The sequence below is a fragment of the Microbacterium sp. NPDC060132 genome (assembly GCF_042729675.1).
Lineage (GTDB): Bacteria > Actinomycetota > Actinomycetes > Actinomycetales > Microbacteriaceae > Microbacterium > Microbacterium sufflavum.
This window is the reverse complement of record NZ_JBHWXU010000001.1, coordinates 1475493-1492574: the sequence shown is the minus strand read 5'-3', so window position 1 is coordinate 1492574 and position 17082 is coordinate 1475493. Positions and strand designations below refer to the sequence as shown.

At 72.7% G+C, this 17082-nt stretch carries 16 protein-coding genes; 5 read left to right on the top strand and 11 right to left on the bottom strand.

Going from position 1 to position 17082, the window contains the following annotated elements; genetic code table 11:
• Positions 1 to 36: 36 nt before the first annotated feature.
• Genes kdpC through ACFWCH_RS07370 form a run of 3 tightly spaced genes read left to right on the top strand, consistent with a single transcriptional unit; the run spans position 37 to position 3838 of the window.
• Positions 37 to 618, top strand: a complete 582-nt coding sequence (kdpC, locus tag ACFWCH_RS07380) for a potassium-transporting ATPase subunit KdpC (protein WP_247638867.1) — start codon at positions 37 to 39, stop codon at positions 616 to 618.
• Positions 615 to 3170 (top strand): ATP-binding protein, encoded by a 2556-nt coding sequence (locus ACFWCH_RS07375; protein ID WP_247638208.1) that lies wholly within the window; start codon positions 615 to 617, stop codon positions 3168 to 3170. The genes kdpC and ACFWCH_RS07375 overlap by 4 nt, the downstream gene beginning before the upstream one ends.
• Complete coding sequence (locus tag ACFWCH_RS07370; RefSeq protein ID WP_136032732.1) at positions 3167 to 3838, top strand: response regulator; 672 nt, start codon at positions 3167 to 3169, stop codon at positions 3836 to 3838. Before ACFWCH_RS07375 ends, ACFWCH_RS07370 begins: the two co-directional genes overlap by 4 nt.
• Here the strand turns inward: ACFWCH_RS07370 and ACFWCH_RS07365 are convergent.
• A complete protein-coding gene (locus ACFWCH_RS07365) occupies positions 3820 to 4638 on the bottom strand; it encodes a tryptophan-rich sensory protein (RefSeq protein ID WP_247638207.1) in 819 nt (272 codons plus the stop codon). The two genes, ACFWCH_RS07370 and ACFWCH_RS07365, sit on opposite strands and share 19 nt — an antisense overlap.
• Before the next feature lie 163 nt (positions 4639 to 4801).
• Between ACFWCH_RS07365 and ACFWCH_RS07360 the strand changes: the two genes are divergently transcribed.
• A complete protein-coding gene (locus ACFWCH_RS07360) occupies positions 4802 to 6043 on the top strand; it encodes a glycosyltransferase family 4 protein (protein WP_247638206.1) in 1242 nt (413 codons plus the stop codon).
• Between the two features lie 16 nt (positions 6044 to 6059).
• On the opposite strand, the gene ACFWCH_RS07355 is transcribed toward ACFWCH_RS07360, so the two are convergent.
• The gene (locus ACFWCH_RS07355; protein WP_136032725.1) at positions 6060 to 6626 is read right to left on the bottom strand and encodes a TetR/AcrR family transcriptional regulator; all 567 of its coding nucleotides are present in this window, start codon (positions 6624 to 6626) and stop codon (positions 6060 to 6062) included.
• A 96-nt stretch (positions 6627 to 6722) separates the two neighbouring features.
• Here ACFWCH_RS07355 and ACFWCH_RS07350 point away from each other — a divergent pair, with 96 nt between their 5' ends.
• Positions 6723 to 7565 carry an alpha/beta fold hydrolase gene (locus ACFWCH_RS07350; protein ID WP_247638205.1) on the top strand — a complete coding sequence of 281 codons (843 nt, stop codon included), beginning with the start codon at positions 6723 to 6725 and terminating at the stop codon, positions 7563 to 7565.
• A gap of 210 nt (positions 7566 to 7775) precedes the next feature.
• Here the strand turns inward: ACFWCH_RS07350 and ACFWCH_RS07345 are convergent, their stop codons facing one another.
• The 9 genes from ACFWCH_RS07345 to ACFWCH_RS07305 all read right to left on the bottom strand — a co-directional run bounded on the left by ACFWCH_RS07345 (position 7776) and on the right by ACFWCH_RS07305 (position 17066).
• Complete coding sequence (locus tag ACFWCH_RS07345) at positions 7776 to 9863, bottom strand: iron ABC transporter permease (RefSeq protein WP_378803254.1); 2088 nt, start codon at positions 9861 to 9863, stop codon at positions 7776 to 7778.
• Positions 9860 to 10891, bottom strand: a complete 1032-nt coding sequence (locus ACFWCH_RS07340; protein ID WP_378803253.1) for an ABC transporter substrate-binding protein — start codon at positions 10889 to 10891, stop codon at positions 9860 to 9862. Before ACFWCH_RS07340 ends, ACFWCH_RS07345 begins: the two co-directional genes overlap by 4 nt.
• Before the next feature lie 28 nt (positions 10892 to 10919).
• Positions 10920 to 11759 carry an ABC transporter ATP-binding protein gene (locus ACFWCH_RS07335; protein ID WP_136032718.1) on the bottom strand — a complete coding sequence of 280 codons (840 nt, stop codon included), beginning with the start codon at positions 11757 to 11759 and terminating at the stop codon, positions 10920 to 10922.
• Between the two features lies 1 nt (position 11760).
• Positions 11761 to 12720, bottom strand: coding sequence for a siderophore-interacting protein (locus ACFWCH_RS07330; protein WP_247638202.1), 960 nt, complete (start codon positions 12718 to 12720; stop codon positions 11761 to 11763).
• Complete coding sequence (locus tag ACFWCH_RS07325; RefSeq protein WP_247638201.1) at positions 12710 to 13510, bottom strand: ABC transporter ATP-binding protein; 801 nt, start codon at positions 13508 to 13510, stop codon at positions 12710 to 12712. The genes ACFWCH_RS07330 and ACFWCH_RS07325 overlap by 11 nt, the downstream gene beginning before the upstream one ends.
• Entirely contained in the window at positions 13507 to 14580 is a 1074-nt protein-coding gene (locus ACFWCH_RS07320) for a FecCD family ABC transporter permease (protein WP_378803252.1), read from the bottom strand. The genes ACFWCH_RS07325 and ACFWCH_RS07320 overlap by 4 nt, the downstream gene beginning before the upstream one ends.
• Entirely contained in the window at positions 14577 to 15620 is a 1044-nt protein-coding gene (locus ACFWCH_RS07315) for an iron ABC transporter permease (RefSeq protein ID WP_247638200.1), read from the bottom strand. Before ACFWCH_RS07315 ends, ACFWCH_RS07320 begins: the two co-directional genes overlap by 4 nt.
• A gap of 28 nt (positions 15621 to 15648) precedes the next feature.
• On the bottom strand, positions 15649 to 16674 hold the full coding sequence (locus ACFWCH_RS07310) for an iron-siderophore ABC transporter substrate-binding protein (RefSeq protein WP_136032707.1): 1026 nt from the start codon (positions 16672 to 16674) through the stop codon (positions 15649 to 15651).
• Between the two features lie 188 nt (positions 16675 to 16862).
• Entirely contained in the window at positions 16863 to 17066 is a 204-nt protein-coding gene (locus ACFWCH_RS07305; RefSeq protein WP_025104028.1) for a cold-shock protein, read from the bottom strand.
• Positions 17067 to 17082 lie beyond the last annotated feature (16 nt).

Below are 17082 nucleotides of genomic sequence, written 5' to 3'. Positions count from 1 at the left end.
GAAAGGCACACCTTGTCCTCCACCACCCGCACCACGATGCGCACCGCCGGGGTCGCCGTCCGCGCGATGCTCGTGCTCACCCTCGTCCTCGGCGTCGGCTACACCCTGCTCGTCACCGGCATCGGTCAGCTGCTGCTCCCCGCACAGGCGAACGGCTCGATGCTGCCCGACGACCGCGGCAGCGCCCTGATCGGACAGTCCTTCACCGACGCCGACGGCGAGGCCCTGCCGCAGTACTTCCAGTCGCGCCCGTCCGCGGCGGGCGACGGCTACGACGGCACCGCCTCGGGCGGCAGCAACCTCGGACCGGAGAACCCCGACCTGGTCGCGTCGATCGCCGAGCGCACGGCCGAGGTCGCGGAGCGCGAGGGTGTCGACCCGTCCCTGGTGCCCGCCGACGCCGTGACCGCCTCCGGCTCCGGTCTCGACCCGCACATCAGCGTCGCCTATGCCCTGCTGCAGGTGCCGCGGGTGGCCGCCGCGCGCGACCTGCCCGAGGACGAGGTGCGTGCGCTCGTGGAGTCTAGGATTCAAGGGCGGGACCTGGGGTTCCTCGGCGAGGAGCGGATCAACGTCGCCGAACTCAACCTCGCACTGGACGACCGGGAGGGTGAATGAGCGCAGCGCGCACGGATCGCCCGCCGGAGCACCAGCGCCGGGGGCGCCTGCGCGTGCTCCTGGGCGCCGCCCCCGGGGTGGGCAAGACGTTCGAGATGCTCGCGGAGGGGCGGCGCCTGTTCGACGAGGGCCGCGACGTGGTGATCGCGGTCGTGGAGACCCACGGCCGGGCGGCCACCGCGGCCCTCACCGCCGGGCTCCCCGAGGTGCCGCGACGCGTGGACGAGCACCGCGGGGTGGTGCTGACCGAGCTCGACCTGGACACCGTGCTCGACCGCGCACCGGAGATCGCCCTGGTCGACGAGCTCGCGCACACGAACATCCCCGGTTCGCGCCACCCCAAGCGCTGGCAGGACGTGGAGGAGCTGCTGCGGGCGGGCATCGACGTGGTGACCACCGTCAACGTGCAGCACATCGAGTCGCTGAACGCCGTGGTGGAGAAGATCACCGGCATCGCGCAGCAGGAGACCATCCCGGATGCCGTGGTGCGTGCAGCCGACGAGGTCGAGGTGGTCGACCTCGCCCCGCAGACCCTGCGCGACCGGCTGTCGGCGGGCCTGGTGTATCCCGCGGAGCGGATCGACGCGGCACTGTCGAACTACTTCCGTCTGGGCAACCTCACCGCGCTGCGCGAACTCGCACTGTTGTGGCTCGCCGACGAGGTCGACAGCGCGCTGCGCAGCTACCGCGCCGAGCAGGGCATCGAGGGCTCCTGGCAGGCGCGCGAGCGGGTGGTCGTCGCGCTGACCGGGGGCCCGGAGGGCGAGACGCTGCTGCGCCGCGGAGCCCGCATCGCCGCACGGTCGGCCGGGGGCGAGCTGCTCGCGGTGCACGTGACCGCCCAGGACGGCCTGCGCGGCGAGACCCCGGGCGCCCTGGCCGCACAGCGCGCGCTCGTGGAGTCCCTCGGCGGCACGTACCACCAGGTGGTCGGCGACGACATCCCCGGCACGCTCGTGGAGTTCGCGCAGGGTGCCGACGCCACGCAGCTCGTGATCGGCGTGAGCCGCCGCGGCCGCCTGACGGCCGCGCTGACCGGACCGGGCATCGGCTCCGAGGTGATCCGGCGTTCGGGCGACATCGACGTGCACATCGTGACCCACGCGGCCGCGGGCGGGCGACTCGCGCTGCCGCGCATCACCGGCGGGGCGCTGGGGTGGCGGCGCCAGGCGCTCGGTTTCGGCGTCGCGCTCGTGTTCGGCCCCCTGCTGTCGTGGCTCATGTTCACCTTCCGCAGCCCGGAGTCGATCACCGCCGAGGTGCTCGCGTATCAGCTGCTCGTGGTCGTGGTGGCGCTGATCGGCGGCATCCGGCCCGCGGTGTTCGCCGCCGTGCTGTCGGGCATCACGCTCGACTTCCTGTTCGTGGCACCGCTGTTCACGATCACGATCGCGCATCCGCTGCACGCCCTCGCGCTCTCGCTCTACGTGGTCATCGCGATCCTGGTGAGCATCATCGTGGATCAGGCCGCCCGCCGGGCGAGGACGGCGCAGCGCGCGACGGCCGAGGCGGAGCTGCTGGCGGCGGTCGCGGGCAACGTGCTCCGCGGCGACAACGCCGTGCTGGCGCTCGTGAGCCGCACACGGGAGGCCTTCGGGCTCAGCGGCGTCCGGTTGCTCACGCCCGACGGGCAGGTGCTCGCCAGCGACGGCGAGCCGGTGCCGGACGGCCGCGCCACGACCATCCCCGTGGGTGCGGCCGGCGGCGGGCCCCGCGCCCTGCTGGAGCTGAACGGCGAGCCCCTCGCGGGTCCGGAGCGCCGGCTGCTCGACGCGATCGTGGCGCAGCTCGCCGCGGCGATCGAGCACACCGACCTGCGGGCGACCGCGCGCGAGGCGGAGGCGCTGGCCGAGACCGACCAGGTGCGCAGCGCCCTGCTCTCGGCGGTGAGCCACGACCTGCGCCGGCCCCTGGCGTCGGCGGTCGCGGCGATCGGCGGTCTCCGCGCCGCGCAGGGCCTGTCGGCGACCGACCGCGCGGAGCTCCTCGCCACCGCCGACGAGAGCCTCGCGACCCTGTCGACTCTGGTGACCGACCTGCTCGACGTGAGCCGGGTGGAGGCGGGCGTGCTCGCGGTCTCGGCCTCGCGCGTGGACGCGGCCGGTCCCGTGCTCGCGGCGGTCGACGAGCTCGGTCTCGGTCCGTCCGAGGTCGACCTCGCGCTCGACCCCGCCCTGCCCGCGCTGTTCGCCGACCCGGTGCTGCTGCAGCGCGTGCTGGTGAACGTGATCGCGAACGCCCACCGTCACGCCCCCGAGGGCAGCCGGGTGCTGGTCACCACCAGCCGTCTGGGTGAGCGCGCGGAGATCCGCATCGTCGACCGGGGCGCGGGCGTGGCGCCCGAGCGCCGCGACCGCATCTTCCAGCCGTTCCAGCGCTTCGGCGACACCGACAACACGACCGGCCTCGGCCTCGGGCTCGCGCTGTCGCGCGGGTTCACCGAGGGCATGGGCGGTACCCTGACACCCGAGGACACGCCGGGTGGCGGACTCACGATGGTCATCTCCCTGCCGCTCGCCGCAGGGCCTGCCGACACGGAGGACACGGAGTGAAGCTCCTCATCGCCGACGACGACCCCCAGATGGTGCGGGCGCTGCGCATCACGCTCGCCGCGCACGGCTACGAGGTGGTCGTCGCCGCGGACGGCGCCGCCGCGATCGCCGCCGCGGCGCAGTCGCACCCCGACCTCATCATGCTCGACCTCGGGATGCCGCGGCTCGACGGCATCGAGGTGATCCAGGCGCTGCGGGGGTGGACGACCGTGCCGATCATCGTCGTCTCCGGTCGCACGGGTTCCGCCGACAAGGTCGAGGCGCTCGACGCCGGGGCCGACGACTTCGTCACCAAGCCGTTCCAGGTGGACGAGCTGCTGGCGCGACTGCGCGCGCTCTCCCGCCGCGCGGTGGCCGCCAACGGCGAGTCGGTCGTGGCCTTCGGCGACGTGGTGGTGGATCTGGCGACCAAGACGGTCACCCGCTCCGGTACCCGCGTGCACCTGACGCCGACCGAGTGGCGCATGCTGGAGCACCTGGCACGGCACCCGGGGGCGCTAGTCACCCGGCAGGATCTGCTGAAGGAGATCTGGGGCAGCGCGCAGGTGTCCGACTCCGGCTACCTGCGCCTGTACATGTCGCAGTTGCGCAAGAAGCTCGAGAGCGAGCCCTCCTCGCCCGTGCACCTGCTGACCGAGGCGGGCATGGGCTACCGGCTGGTGCTCTGAGGCGCGAGGGTCGCCGGGGTCGCTCGACGCCGGCGCACGACGGCCACGACCCCCACGAGCACCAGGACCGCGGCCACCACGATCGCGGCGATGGCGGTCGGCGTGCTCTGCGGCTCGCCGGTCAGACGACCGACCGCGAGCCAGGCGAGCCCCCACGCGGTGGCGAGGGCGGGCGCGAGACGCCCGGTGAACCACGCGCTCGCGGCACCGATGAGCAGCACCACGGCGAGCACCGCGATGGCCCACACCTCCGCCTGCTGCTCCGCGCTCTCCGGGACGGTCTGCGTGAGCCAGGCGGCGGTGTTGGCGACGGTGGCGATCGTGACCCAGCCGAAGTGGAGCCCGTTGGCGCCGTCGGTGAGCACGCGGTCGACGGCGCTGCGGGCGGGCAATCGTCCCAGCAGCACGATCACACGCGCGAGCACGGCGAGCAGCAGCGCGATCACGAGCACCGTGAGCCACAGCGTGAGGTAGCGGGCGGTCACGAGCCACAGGCCGTTGAGCACCATCGACAGGGCGATCCAGCCGCCGACGGCCTCCTGCCGGGGGTCCTGGCGGCGGGCGGGGAGGGCCTGCCACGCCGTGTAGGCGAGCAGGCCGAGGTAGATGAGCGACCAGATCGAGAACGCCGGTCCGGCGGGCGCGAGATACGAGCCCTGAGCGGACAGCGCACCGTTCTGCAGTTCGTCGACCGAGGTGCCGCCGAATGCGCCGGCACCGATGGCGGCGGCGATCAGCATGAACACGGCCGCCGCGATCACCAGGCTCTGGCGGAGGATGCCTTTCGTCGAAGTCTCCATGCCGCGACTCTAGGGTGACGGCACCGCCGCCGCAGTGCCCTTGACAGCCCCGCCGCCGATCGCTAACCAGGTAAGAGACTTGTGCCACCCCGCGTCATTCACCCGGCGGGTAAGATGTTACGTTTGACAGCACTCTGTTCCGCACGACCTGGGGGTGACCGCCGTGAGGATCGCACTCGTCTGCGACTACGCACTCGACCGCATCGGAGATGCGCAGGCCGTCGTCCTGCGCGAGGCGGAGCTGCTGCGCTCCGCGGGCGACGAGGTGGTGGTCATCGGCGCCGCGCAGCCGGGGAGCGCGCCACGCCCCGTGCCGCCGGGGGAAGCACCGATCCTGATGGCCGCCGCGTGGGTCATCCCCGGCGTCGAGATGCCGGCGATCCGCAACAGTCGTGCCCTGCGAGCGCGGCTGCGGCGCCTGTTCCGGGAGCGGTCGATCGACGTGGTGCACGTGCACTCGGAGTTCGGCCTCACCGCCGCGGCGATCCGGGTGGCCCAGGAGCAGGGCATCCCCGTCGTCCACACGGTGCACACCTTCTTCTGGCAGGGACCGGACCTGCGACGATTCGACCGGGTCGCGGCGGCGGCCGTCCGCGGACTGGCCCGCGTGCTGCGCGGACGCCCTCCTCGCACCGCCCTCGCCGACACCCCGCGCGCGATCGATGCCGCGGTGCGCAGCGTCACGCTCGACGCCGCACTGGAGGCCGACGCCGTGATCTCGCCCTCGGCGCATCAGGCCGAGGCGCTGCGGATCGCCGGGCTGCCGGAGGTGGAGGTGGTGCCGAACCCGATGCCACCGCGCGCGATCCCCGGGGTGCCGCTCCAGGCGGTCGAGCTGCCGCTGCAGGTGCTGTGGGTGGGCCGGCTCACCCTCGAGTCGGGGATCCTGGAGTTCGTGCGCGCGGTGCGACGGGCCGGGGAGGACCTGCCGCCGGGGTCGCTCGTGGCGCGGATCGCGGGAGACGGACCGCTGTACGCCGAGGCGCGCGAGGTCGCGGGGACCGCGGCGCCAGACAGCGGCAGCAGCATCCAGTTCCTCGGTCGCGTCGAGCCGGAGAGCATCCAGCCCCTTCTGCGTGACTCGCACCTGCTGGCCGTCACGTCGTTCGGGCTCGACCCGCAGCCGGTCGTGGTCGCGGAGGCGTTCCGGGCGGCGCGGAGCGTGCTGTACGTCGACCCTCGGCTGCGGGAGGGCCTGGCCGAGGCGGGGATCCTGTGCGGCTCACCCGATGCGAAGGGCATGGCGGCGATGCTGCGCGAGCTCGTGCACCACCCCGGGATCGTGGTCGAGCGCTCGCTGCGCACCGTGACGGCGTCGCACCCGTTCCAGCCGGAGCAGCACCTGCGGGGCGTGCGCGAGGCCTGGGATACGGCGGCTCGGCGGGCGGCCGACGACGACACCTGACGAGAGGTGCCGAAGCTCAGGCGGTGGCGAACGCCGCGTCGATGAGCACCTCGGCTGCCCGGCGCGCGTGCACCGCCGCCTGCGGGTCGGCCGAGATCGCCGCGGTGCTCTGCGCCCCCTCGGCGAGGATCGAGAGCTGGGCGGCCAACGCGGCCGGGGCACCGGTGTCCGCGACCAGCGCGGCCATGTACTCCTGGAACGAGGCCTTGTGCGCGCGGACGATGGAGGCGACCTCGGGGTTCGTCCCGCCGAGCTCGCCGAATGCGTTGATGAACGCGCAGCCGCGGAAGCCGTCGCTGCAGAACCAGTCCTCCAGGTAGCCGTAGACGGCGAGCAGCCGCGCGCGGGGCCCGTCGCCCGCGGCGGCGACAGCGGCGGAGAGACCCGACTCCCATTCGGTGTGCCTGCGGGCGAGGACCGCCGAGACGATATCGGTCTTGGCAGGGAAGAGCGAGTAGAGGCGACGCAGCGACACGCCGGCGGCCGTGCGCAGCTCGTCCATGCCGACGGCCGCGTATCCCTTGCGGTAGTAGAGCTCCTCCGCGGCGGAGAGGATGCGCTCGCGAGCGTCGTCTTCGGTCATGTGCAGAAGTCTACTTGACATGAGAACGCTCGTTCTCTAGATTGGACACATCGAGCGAGAACGATCGTTCTCACCGGAACCGAAAGGACCAGGATCATGGGCTACATCACCGTCGGGAACGAGAACAGCACCCCGATCGAGCTGTACTACGAGGACCAGGGATCCGGGCAGCCCGTCGTGCTGATCCACGGCTACCCGCTCAACGGGCACAGCTGGGAGCGCCAGACGCGTGAGCTGCTCGCCCAGGGCTACCGCGTGATCACGTACGACCGCCGCGGCTTCGGTCAGTCCTCCAAGGTGGGCAGCGGTTACGACTACGACACCTTCGCCGCCGACCTCAACACCGTGCTCGAGACCCTCGACCTGCGCGACGTCGTGCTCGTCGGCTTCTCGATGGGCACCGGCGAGCTCGCCCGCTACGTCGGCCGCTACGGGCACGAGCGCGTCGCCAAGCTCGCCTTCCTCGCCTCGCTCGAGCCGTTCCTCGTGCAGCGCGACGACAACCCCGAGGGCGTGCCGCAGGACGTGTTCGACGGGATCGAGGCCGCCGCCAAGGGCGACCGCTACGCCTGGTTCACCGAGTTCTACAAGAACTTCTACAACCTCGACGAGAACCTCGGCACCCGCATCAGCCAGCAGGTCGTCGACGCCAACTGGAACCTCTCGGTCACCAGCGCCCCGGTCGCCGCCTACGCGGTCGTGCCGACGTGGATCGAGGACTTCCGCGGCGACGTCGAGGCCGTGCGCGCGGCCGGCAAGCCCACGCTCATCCTGCACGGCACGAAGGACAACATCCTGCCGATCGACGCGACCGCCCGCCGCTTCCACCAGGCCGTCCCCGAGGCGACGTACATCGAGGTCGAGGGCGCGCCGCACGGCCTGCTCTGGACCCACGCCGACGAGGTCAACGCCGCCCTGAACGACTTCCTCGCGAAGTAAACCCCCTCCCCCCCTCCTCCACCCACCCACCCCGGCTCGGGGATCGAGAACGCACCTCCGGACACCCCCGGGGGTGCGTTTTCGTTCCCGCCTCCGACCGAACGCGGGGGCGGGCGGAGGCGGGATCAGAAACGCGCCCCCGAACCGGCCCGAGGGTGCGTTTTCGATCCCGCCACGGGACGAACGGACAGGGCGGGCCGGGGAGCGGGGTCAGGCGTCGCGCGAGCGCCAGAGCAGCCAGACGAAGTACGGGGCGCCGATCAGCGCGACCACCAGGCCGGCCGGCAGCTGCGCGGGCGCGATGACCGTGCGACCGATCGTGTCGGCCACCGCGACCAGCAGCCCGCCCAGCAGCACGGCGACCGGGATCACCCGCGCATGCCGCGCCCCCACCAGCGCCCGGGCGGCGTGCGGCGCGACGAGCCCCACGAAGCCGATCACCCCGATCGCCGTGACGCTCAGCGCGGCGAGCACGGCCGCCACCGCGAGCAGCAGCAGGCGCACCGGCTCCAGCCGGATGCCCACCAGCCGCGGCGTGTCCTCGTCGAGCGACAGGACGTCGAGCTCGCGGCGGCTCGACACCACGAACGGCAGTGCGATGACCAGCACGATCACCAGCGGGAGGATCTGCTCCCACGCGCGACCGTACGTCGTGCCGGACAGCCACGTGTAGATCCGCGGGGTGTCCCACGGGTTCGACCGCAGCAGGAAGAACGTCGTGAGCGAGACCGTGAGGTACGACACCCCGATACCCACGAGCAGGAACCGGTCCGCGCTCAGACCTCCTCGCCACGACAGGAGGTAGACCAGGGCGAACGCGAGCAGCGAGCCCGTCACGGCACCCGCGATCATGCCGCCCGTCGACGACGCCGCGCTCGTGATCACCAGCACGGCCCCCAGCCCGCCGCCACCGGTGACCCCGAGGATGCTGGGGTCGGCGAGCGGGTTACGGCTCACCCCCTGGATCAGCGTGCCGGAGAGGGCGAGCGCGCCTCCCGCCACGACCGCGGCCACGACCCGCGGGGCCCGCTCGTCCAGCGCGAACGCGATCGGCGGGGCCGCCTGCCCCTGCAGCCACAGGGCGATGTCGCCCGTCAGCAGCCACGTGTGACCGGCGAGCAGCCCGAGCAGCAGCACCCCGGCAACCCCGAGCGCCACGACCACCAGGGTCACGCGGAAGCGCACGCGGCTGCGCACACCGAAGCGCACGCGCGGCGGCTCGCGGGTGGGGCCGGCGTCGCGCAGCCGTCGGGCCATGAGCACCAGCACGATCGCGCCCAGCAGCGTCGTCGCGACCCCCGTCGGGATGAGGATCGCGGCCTCGGCGCCGATCAGCACCCGCAGCAGGGCGTCGGCCAGGATCACCACGATCGCGCCGAGCAGCCCCGCGGCCGGGATCAGCAGCAGGTGCCGGTTCAGGCTGGGCACCACGCGGGACAGCAGCCGCGCGAGCACCGGCGCGCACAGTCCGACGAAGCCCATCGGTCCCGCGAGCGTGACCGACACGGCCGTCAGCGTGACCGCGAGGAGGATCCCGATCGCCCGCGTGGAACGGATCGGCACCCCGAGCGACGAGGCCGTGTCGTCGCCGAGCGCCAGGATGTCGAGGCGTCGGGCGAGCACCAGGGCCAGCACGGTGGCGACCACCACGACCGGGGCCGCCTGGAGGAACGCGGTCAGCCCGAGCTGCGACAGGCTCCCGCTCCCCCACGCGAGCAGCCCGGTGGTCTCCTCGTCGAAAAGGATCAGCAGGGTCGAGGTGCCCGCCTGGAAGGCCAGCGCCAGGGCCGTGCCGGCGAGGATGAGGCGCGTGGTGGACGAGCCGGCACCGCCCGCGAGCCCGAGCACGATCCCGGCCGCCACGAGCCCGCCCGCGAACGCCACCGCTCCGGACGCCCACACGGGCACGGCGATCCCGAACGCGGCGAGCGCCGTGACCGCCAGGTACGCTCCCGCGGTCACCCCCAGCGTGTCGGGCGAGGCGAGCGCGTTGCGGGCGAGCGACTGCAGCAGGATCCCCGCCACGCCCAGGGCGACCCCGACCGCGACGCCCGCGGCCAGGCGCGGGATCCGCGAGCCCCACAACACGTCGGCCGGGGGCAGCACGGCCCCGCTCGTGCCCTGCGTGAGATGCCAGCCGGCGACCGCGACCAGCAGCACCGCGAGCAGGACGAGCACCCCGACCCCCGTCAGGAGGGCCTTCGGCCCGCGACTCTCCGCCTCGACGGAGACGGCGGTCGCGCGACGCGCCGGCGCCGCGGGATCCGTCGTGTCGTCGAGGCGGAGGGTCTCGGTCACTTCGAGAGCACCTCGACGAAGCCGTCGACGATCTGCGCGGTCGAGCGGGGGCCGCCGAACGTCCAGATGCCCGCGGGGAACGCGGTCAGGCGGCCGTCGGCCACGGCGGGCAGCGAGGTCCAGGCCGGGTTGTCGGCGAGGGCGTCCATGATGTTCTCCGAGTCGGGGTCTTCCGTACCGGTGTAGAACAGGTTGGCGTCGCCGACCGTGGTCATGCCCTCCACGTCGGTCTGCCCCAGGCCGTACACCGGGTCGACCGTCCCGGTCCAGGCGTTCACGAGTCCGAGCTGCTCGCCGACCTCGCCGACGAGCGAGCCCTGGCCGAACGGCCGCAGGGCGACGTTGCCGCCGTCGACCCAGCCGTCGAAGAACACGAAGTCGCGTGTCGCGAGCTCGCGGTCCGCCAGCTCGGCCTTCGCGTCGTCGAGGTGCTGCTGGAACTCCGCGGTCACGTCGTCGGCGCGCTCCTCACGACCCGTGACCTGCGCGATCAGGTCGAGCGTGTTCAGCATCTTCGCGATGGGGTCCTTCGCATCGGCGCCCACCGTCGCGAGCACCGGCACGTCGTACTCCTCGAGCTGGGCCACGATCGGGTCGTCCGTCCCGCGCACCTCGACGATCACCAGGTCGGGGTCGGTGCCGAACAGGGTCTCCAGGTTCGGCTCCTGCCGCGTGCCCACATCCACCACGTCGTCCGGCAGCTCCTCCGCCGACACCCACGTGGAGTAGCCCTCGGCGTCGGCGACGGCGACCGGGGCCACGCACAGCGTCAGCGCGTCCTCGATCTGCTGCCACTCCAGCACCGCGATGCGCTCGGCCGGCCGGTCGAGCTCGACCGTGCGGCCCAGGTCGTCCGTCACCGAGACGGCACCGGTCGAGGTCGCGGTCGCGTCGTCCGCGCAGCCCTCGCTGGTCGAGACGGGCACTGCGGCGTCCGAGGCGGACGGCGTCTGCGTGGTGCCGCACCCGGCGAGCGCGAGGGTCAGCGCACCACCGAGGGCGAGCACGGCCAGGGGGGTCTTCTTCATCGGGTGTTCCTCCAGGGGTGGGGGTGGATCAGAGTGCGGTGCCGGCGCGATGCCGGGCGTGATGGCGGCCGCGCGGTCGCACGCGCACCAGCCCGGTCTCGTCGTCGACGACGGTGTCGATGCGCAGCCCGTAGACCTCCGACAGGTTCTCGCCCGTGAGCACCTCGACGGGGGTCCCGGCGGCGTGCACGCGCCCGCGATGCAGCAGCACCACGTCGTCGGCCACCGAGGCCGCGTGGTCGAGGTCGTGCAGCACCACGCCAAGGGCGGTGCCGTGGTCGTCGGCGAGCTCGCGCACCAGGTCGAGCGTCTCCACCTGGTAGCGCAGGTCGAGGTGGTTGGTCGGCTCGTCGAGCAGCAGCACCCCGGTGTCCTGGGCCAGCGCGGTCGCCAGCCACACGCGCTGCAGCTCTCCGCCCGACAACTGGTCGACCGGGCGGGCGGCCATGTCGGACAGCCCGGTGAGCGCGAGCGCGCGGGCCACGGCTGCCCGGTCGGCCTCGGTGATGCCGGCGAAGCGACCGCGGTGGGGGTGCCGCCCGTACGCGACCACGTCGGACACCTCGATGCCGGACGGGTGGGGACGCGACTGCGACAGCATCGCCACGGTCTTCGCGAACTCCTTCGCCGACAGGGCGGCCGCATCCCGCGGCTCGTCCCCGCCGACGCGCACCGTGCCGCCGTCGATGCGGTGCAGGCGGGCGAGGGCGCGCAGCACGGTCGACTTGCCGCTGCCGTTCGGGCCGATCAGCGCCGTCACCCGCCCGGGGGCGAGGCGCAGCGACACGTCGTGCACCACGCGGGAACGGCCGTAGCCGAGCACCAGGGAGTCGCCCTGCAGGGCGGGCCGCCCGTCGGTCGCGGTCACGTCAGCCCCGCATCGCCACGCCGCGGCGCCAGTAGCCCATGAACGCGACCTGGCGGCGGTCGATGCCGAGGTCCTTCACCAGGTGCCGGCGCAGGGTCGTGACCACGCCGCTCTCCCCCGCGATCCAGAAGTAGCGCTCCACCGGGGTCGCGGTCGCGGGGTCGATGTCCTCGCCGAGACCCGAGTACTCCGGCGTCTCCCACAGCAGGTCTTCCGTCTCGACGTCCTTCACCCGGATCTCGTCGGTCGCGTCGGCGTCTCCGAGGTAGCCGAGCACCGCGGGGATGAGCCGGAGGCCGTGCGGCTCACCCACGTCGCGGGGCAGCCAGTGCACCTCCACCCCGGCGGGCGGGTCGATGCGCAGCACGTCGGCCGGCGACGGCACCTCGATGAACGCGACGCCGCGGAGGTCGCGCGGCGCGTCCTCCAGGATGCGGGCGATCGCGGGGGCGGCCGTCTCGTCGCCCGCCAGCACCACGGAGTCGGCGCGACCGGGGCGGTACTCGGCACCGCCGTGCGGAACGACCCCGCGCCGCGGACCGACGAGCCACAGCTCCTGCCCCACGGCGGCCGTGCTCGCCCACCGCGATGCGGGCCCGGTGAGCCCCGGCTCCAGGTGCAGCACGAAGTCCACGTCCACCTCGGTCGTGTCGTCGGCGGCCACCCGCAGCTCGCGCACCGAGTACGTGCGCATCGCGCCGCGCTCGGCCTCGGGCACCGCGAGGTAGGAGCCCCACCAGTCGTCCGTAGTGCGGTCGATCTCGGGCAGCACCCCGGAGGCGGGCGGGAACACGAGCTTGATGCGACTGTCGAACACGGCGCCGGGGGTGCCCAGTTCACGCAGGTCGTCCCCGCCGAGGGTCACCCGCACGAACGAGGGCGACACGCGTTCCACGGCGCGCACCTCGGCGCGGGTGAGGAGGTAGGTCGGGCGTTCGGTCGTGGTCGTCTCAGCGGACATGATGCCTTCCGATGGGGGTGACCATCGGCTTCCCGGAGACCGGGTCGACGGTGATCTGGTTGGGCAGCCCGAAGACCTCTTCCACGAGCTCGGCGGTCACCACGTCCTGCGGCGACCCCGTGGCGTACACGCGGCCGTCCTTCATGGCGACGAGCTCGTCGGCGTAGCGGGCGGCGAGGTTGAGGTCGTGCAGCACCATCACGATCGTGGTGCCGCGGGCGACGCTCAGGTCGGTGAGCAGGTCGAGCACCTCGACCTGGTGGGCGACGTCGAGGAACGTGGTCGGCTCGTCGAGCAGCAGGATGTCGGTCTCCTGCGCGAGGGCCATCGCGATCCACACGCGCTGACGCTGTCCGCCGGAGAGCTCGTCGACGCTGCGGTCGGCGAGATCGCTGATGCCCGTGGCGTCGAGCGCATCGGCGACGACCTCGTAGTCGTGCGCACTCCAGCGCGACAGCGCCCGCTGGTGCGGGTGGCGTCCGCGCCCGACGAGGTCGGCCACCGCGATGCCCTCCGGGGCCACCGGCGACTGCGGCAGCAGCCCGAGGATGCGCGCGACCTCCCTGGTGGGGCGGGTGTGCACGGACGTGCCGTCGAGCACCACCTGGCCGGCCACGGGCGACAGCAGCCGGGCGAGGGCGCGCAGCAGGGTGGACTTGCCGCAGCCGTTCGCGCCGACGATGGTCGTGATCTTGCCCGGGGCGATCTGCAGGTCGAGCCCCTCGACCACGGTGCGGTCGCCGTAGGAGAGCGTCACGCCCTCGGCGGACAGGGTGTGGGCGGCGGTCACAGGGAGCCTCCGGTGCGGTTGGTGCGGATGAGGAGGTAGATCAGGTACGGCGCGCCGACGACGCCGGTGACGACGCCGACGGGGTAGCGCGTGCCGAGCGCGAACTGGCCGATGAGGTCGCCCGCCAGCACCAGCACCGCGCCGACGAGACCGCTGGGCAGCAGGAGGGTCGCGCCCGGTCCGGTGAGCCGGGCGGCGATCGGTCCCGCCATGAACGCGACGAACGCGATGGGGCCGGTGGCGGCGGTCGCGACGGCGAGCAGCGCGACGGCACCGAGGATGAACACCACGCGGGTGACGCCGACGCGCACGCCGAGGCCGGCCGCGGAGTCGTCGCCCAGCTGGAGCGCGCCCAGGGTCCGCCCCTGCGTCAGCAGCAGCGGCACCAGCACGACCGCGGCGATCGCCATCGGCAGCACCCGCTCCCACGAGGCGTTGTTGAGGCTGCCGGTGATCCACTGCATGGCGGTCTGGATGTCCCAGTTCGCGGCGCGGGAGAGCAGGTAGGCGATGACGCTCTGCAGCATCGCCGCGACCCCGATCCCGATCAGGATCAGTCGGGCGCCGGCGAAGCCGCCCTTGATCGCGAGCAGGTAGATCGCGAGCGCGGTGACGAGGGCGCCGGCGAGTGCGAGCAGCGACACCATCGGGCCGTTGAGCGAGAGCACGACGATCCCGAAGACCGCGGCCGCCCCGGCGCCGTGCGAGATCCCGATGATGTCGGGGGAGGCGAGCGGGTTGCGCAGCATGGTCTGGAAGGTGACGCCGGCCATGCCGAACGCGAGCCCCGCGAGGATGGCGAGGATCGCCCGCGGCAACCGCAGGTCGCCCACGGTGAACGACGCCCCCGGCACGGTCTCGCCCAGGATCACGCGGATCACCTCGTCGAGCGGATAGAACGTGTTGCCCACCATGAGCGCGACCGTGAACAGGGCGAGCACGACCACGGCCAGCGCGACCGTGACGAGCGCGTGCCGGCGGTGACGGGCCCGGCGTCCGGCGATCACCCTGGCCGTGCGGGCGGCCGCGGACTCCTCCGCGCGGACGAGCGTGTGCTCCGTGGCGCTCACAGCTCCCTCACCCTCTGTCGGCGGACGATCCAGATGAAGAACGGCGCCCCGATGATCGCGGTGATGATGCCGACCTGGATCTCGTCCGACGACGGCGAGATCACCCGGCCGACGATGTCGCTCGCGGTCAGCAGGGCCGCTCCCGCGAGGGCCGAGAAGGGCAGCAGCCAGCGGTGGTCGGTGCCCACGAGCAGGCGGCACAGGTGCGGCACGATGAGCCCGACGAAGCCGATGGGCCCGGCGATCGCGGTCGCGGCTCCGGCCAGGATCACCGAGCCGAGCGCCGAGACCGCGCGCGTGCGCGCCACGCGCTCGCCGAGCCCCGTGGCCATGTCGTCGCCGAGTGCGAGGGAGTTCATGCCGCGGGCGGTCAGGAAGCACAGCAGCGCGCCGACCGCGAGCACGGGGGCGGTGATCGCGATGCGCGGCCACTCGGCTCCCCCGACCCCGCCGATCTGCCACGACTGGAAGGTCTGCAGCAGGTCGACCCGCGGCAGCATGACCGCGCTGATGAGCGAGGCGAACGCGGCCGAGGTCGCCGCGCCCGCCAGGGCGAGCTTGAGCGGGGTGGCGCCGCCGCGGCCGAGCGACCCGACGGCGTAGACGAACACCGCGGCGGCCGCGGCGCCGGCGATCGCGAACGCCATCTGGCCGTACGGGTTGCTCAGCCCGAAGAACGCGATGCCGAGCACGACCGCGAACGACGCCCCGTTCGAGATGCCGAGGATGCCGGGCTCGGCGATGGGGTTGCGGGTCACGGCCTGCATGGTCGCCCCGGCAAGCGCGAGCGCGGCGCCCACGAGCAGCGCGAGCACCGTGCGCGGGAGGCGCTTGATAACCGCGGCCTGCCCGATCGTGTCGGACTGTCCGCCCAGGGCGGCGAGGATGTCGTCGAGGGAGACCGCGCGTGCCCCGAACGACACCGAGAGCACCGCCAGCACCAGCAGCACCACGACCCCGGCGCACAGCCAGAGGGTGCGCGCCAGCACCGGGCGCCGCAGGGCGGCGGCGTCCGGTGCGAGCACGGGTGCGGAGATCACGGTGACTCTCGGCGGCGGTGCGACGCGGTTACGGCGCGAGCGGTGCGGCCAGGATCGCCAGGTAGTCGTCGAGGCCCCACGGGATGGACAGCGGCGACGGGTTCGCCGAGGCGGCGATGGGCGTGGCGTTGGGCAGGATCGCGACGCGGCCCTCGGCGATCGCGGGGATCTTCGACAGCAGCGGGTCGGCCTGCAGCGTGGCGAGGGTCGTGTCGTCGCCGTAGGTGACCAGCACGTCGACGTCGTCGAACTTCTGCGCCTCCTCGGCGCTCACCTCGAGGTTGAACTTGTCGCTGCCCACGCTCTCCTCCACGATCGCGGGGAACGGCAGGCCGAGGGAGTGGAGGTACCCGGGGCGCGTGTCCGCGGCCGTGTAGTAGCCGATGGTGCTGAGGTCGCTCGGGTCGAAGTACGCGAACAGCACCTTCTTGTCCTTCAGCACGCTGTGGGCCTCGAGCGCGGTGTCGGCGTCGGCGTGCAGCTCATCGATCAGTGCCTCACCCTCGTCCTTCAGCCCGAGCGCGGTGGCGTTCATCTCGATCATGTCGTCGACCGACGTGCCCCACTGGACCTCGGGGTAGGCCACGACCGGCGCGATCTTGGAGAGCGTGTCGTACTCCTCCTGCGTCAGGCCGGAGTAGGCCGCGAGGATCACGTCGGGCTCGGTGTCGGCCACGGCCTCGTAGTCGATGCCGTCGGTCTCGTCGAACAGAGCCGGGGTGTCGCCGCCGAGCTCGTCGAGCTTCTCCTCGACCCAGGGGAGGATGCCGTTGTCGTCGTCGTCTCCCCAGGTGGCCTTGCTCATGCCGACCGGGACGATGCCGAGCGCGAGCGGGACCTCGTGGTTGGCCCAGGCGACCGTGGCCACGCGCTCGGGCTTCTCGGTGATCGTGGTCTCGCCGAAGGCGTGCTCGATCGTGACGGGGAACGCGTCGTCGGAGGCGGGGTTGCCGCCCGAGGAGGAGGTCGACTCGGGGGCCGAGGACGAGCAGGCGGCGAGCGACACGGCGAGCGCGGCGGCCGCGCCGATGGCGAGCAGGCGAGAGATGCGCACAGGCGTTCCCTTCGGGATGGGAGGAGGGGTGGCGGCACGAGAACGCGCCCGGCCTTTGGTAAGCCTCGCCTAATCTAACCCCAAGTTAGGTCATCCTCAATTCGATGACACCGCACGGAGGTCCGGAGGGATGCGAAAAGCCGGTCGGATCCGATGGATCCGACCGGCTTCAGGAAGTCAGCGCACGCTCAGAGAGCGCGGATGTTCGCCGCCTGCATGCCCTTGGGGCCACGCTCAGCGTCGAATTCGACCTTCTGGTTCTCGCGGAGCTCCTTGAAACCGGAGCCGGCGATAGCCGAGTAGTGGGCGAAGAGGTCTTCCGTGCCGTCATCAGGAGCGATGAAGCCGAAGCCCTTCTCCGCGTTGAACCATTTCACAGTGCCAGTGGCCATGTGTTTTCTACTTTCT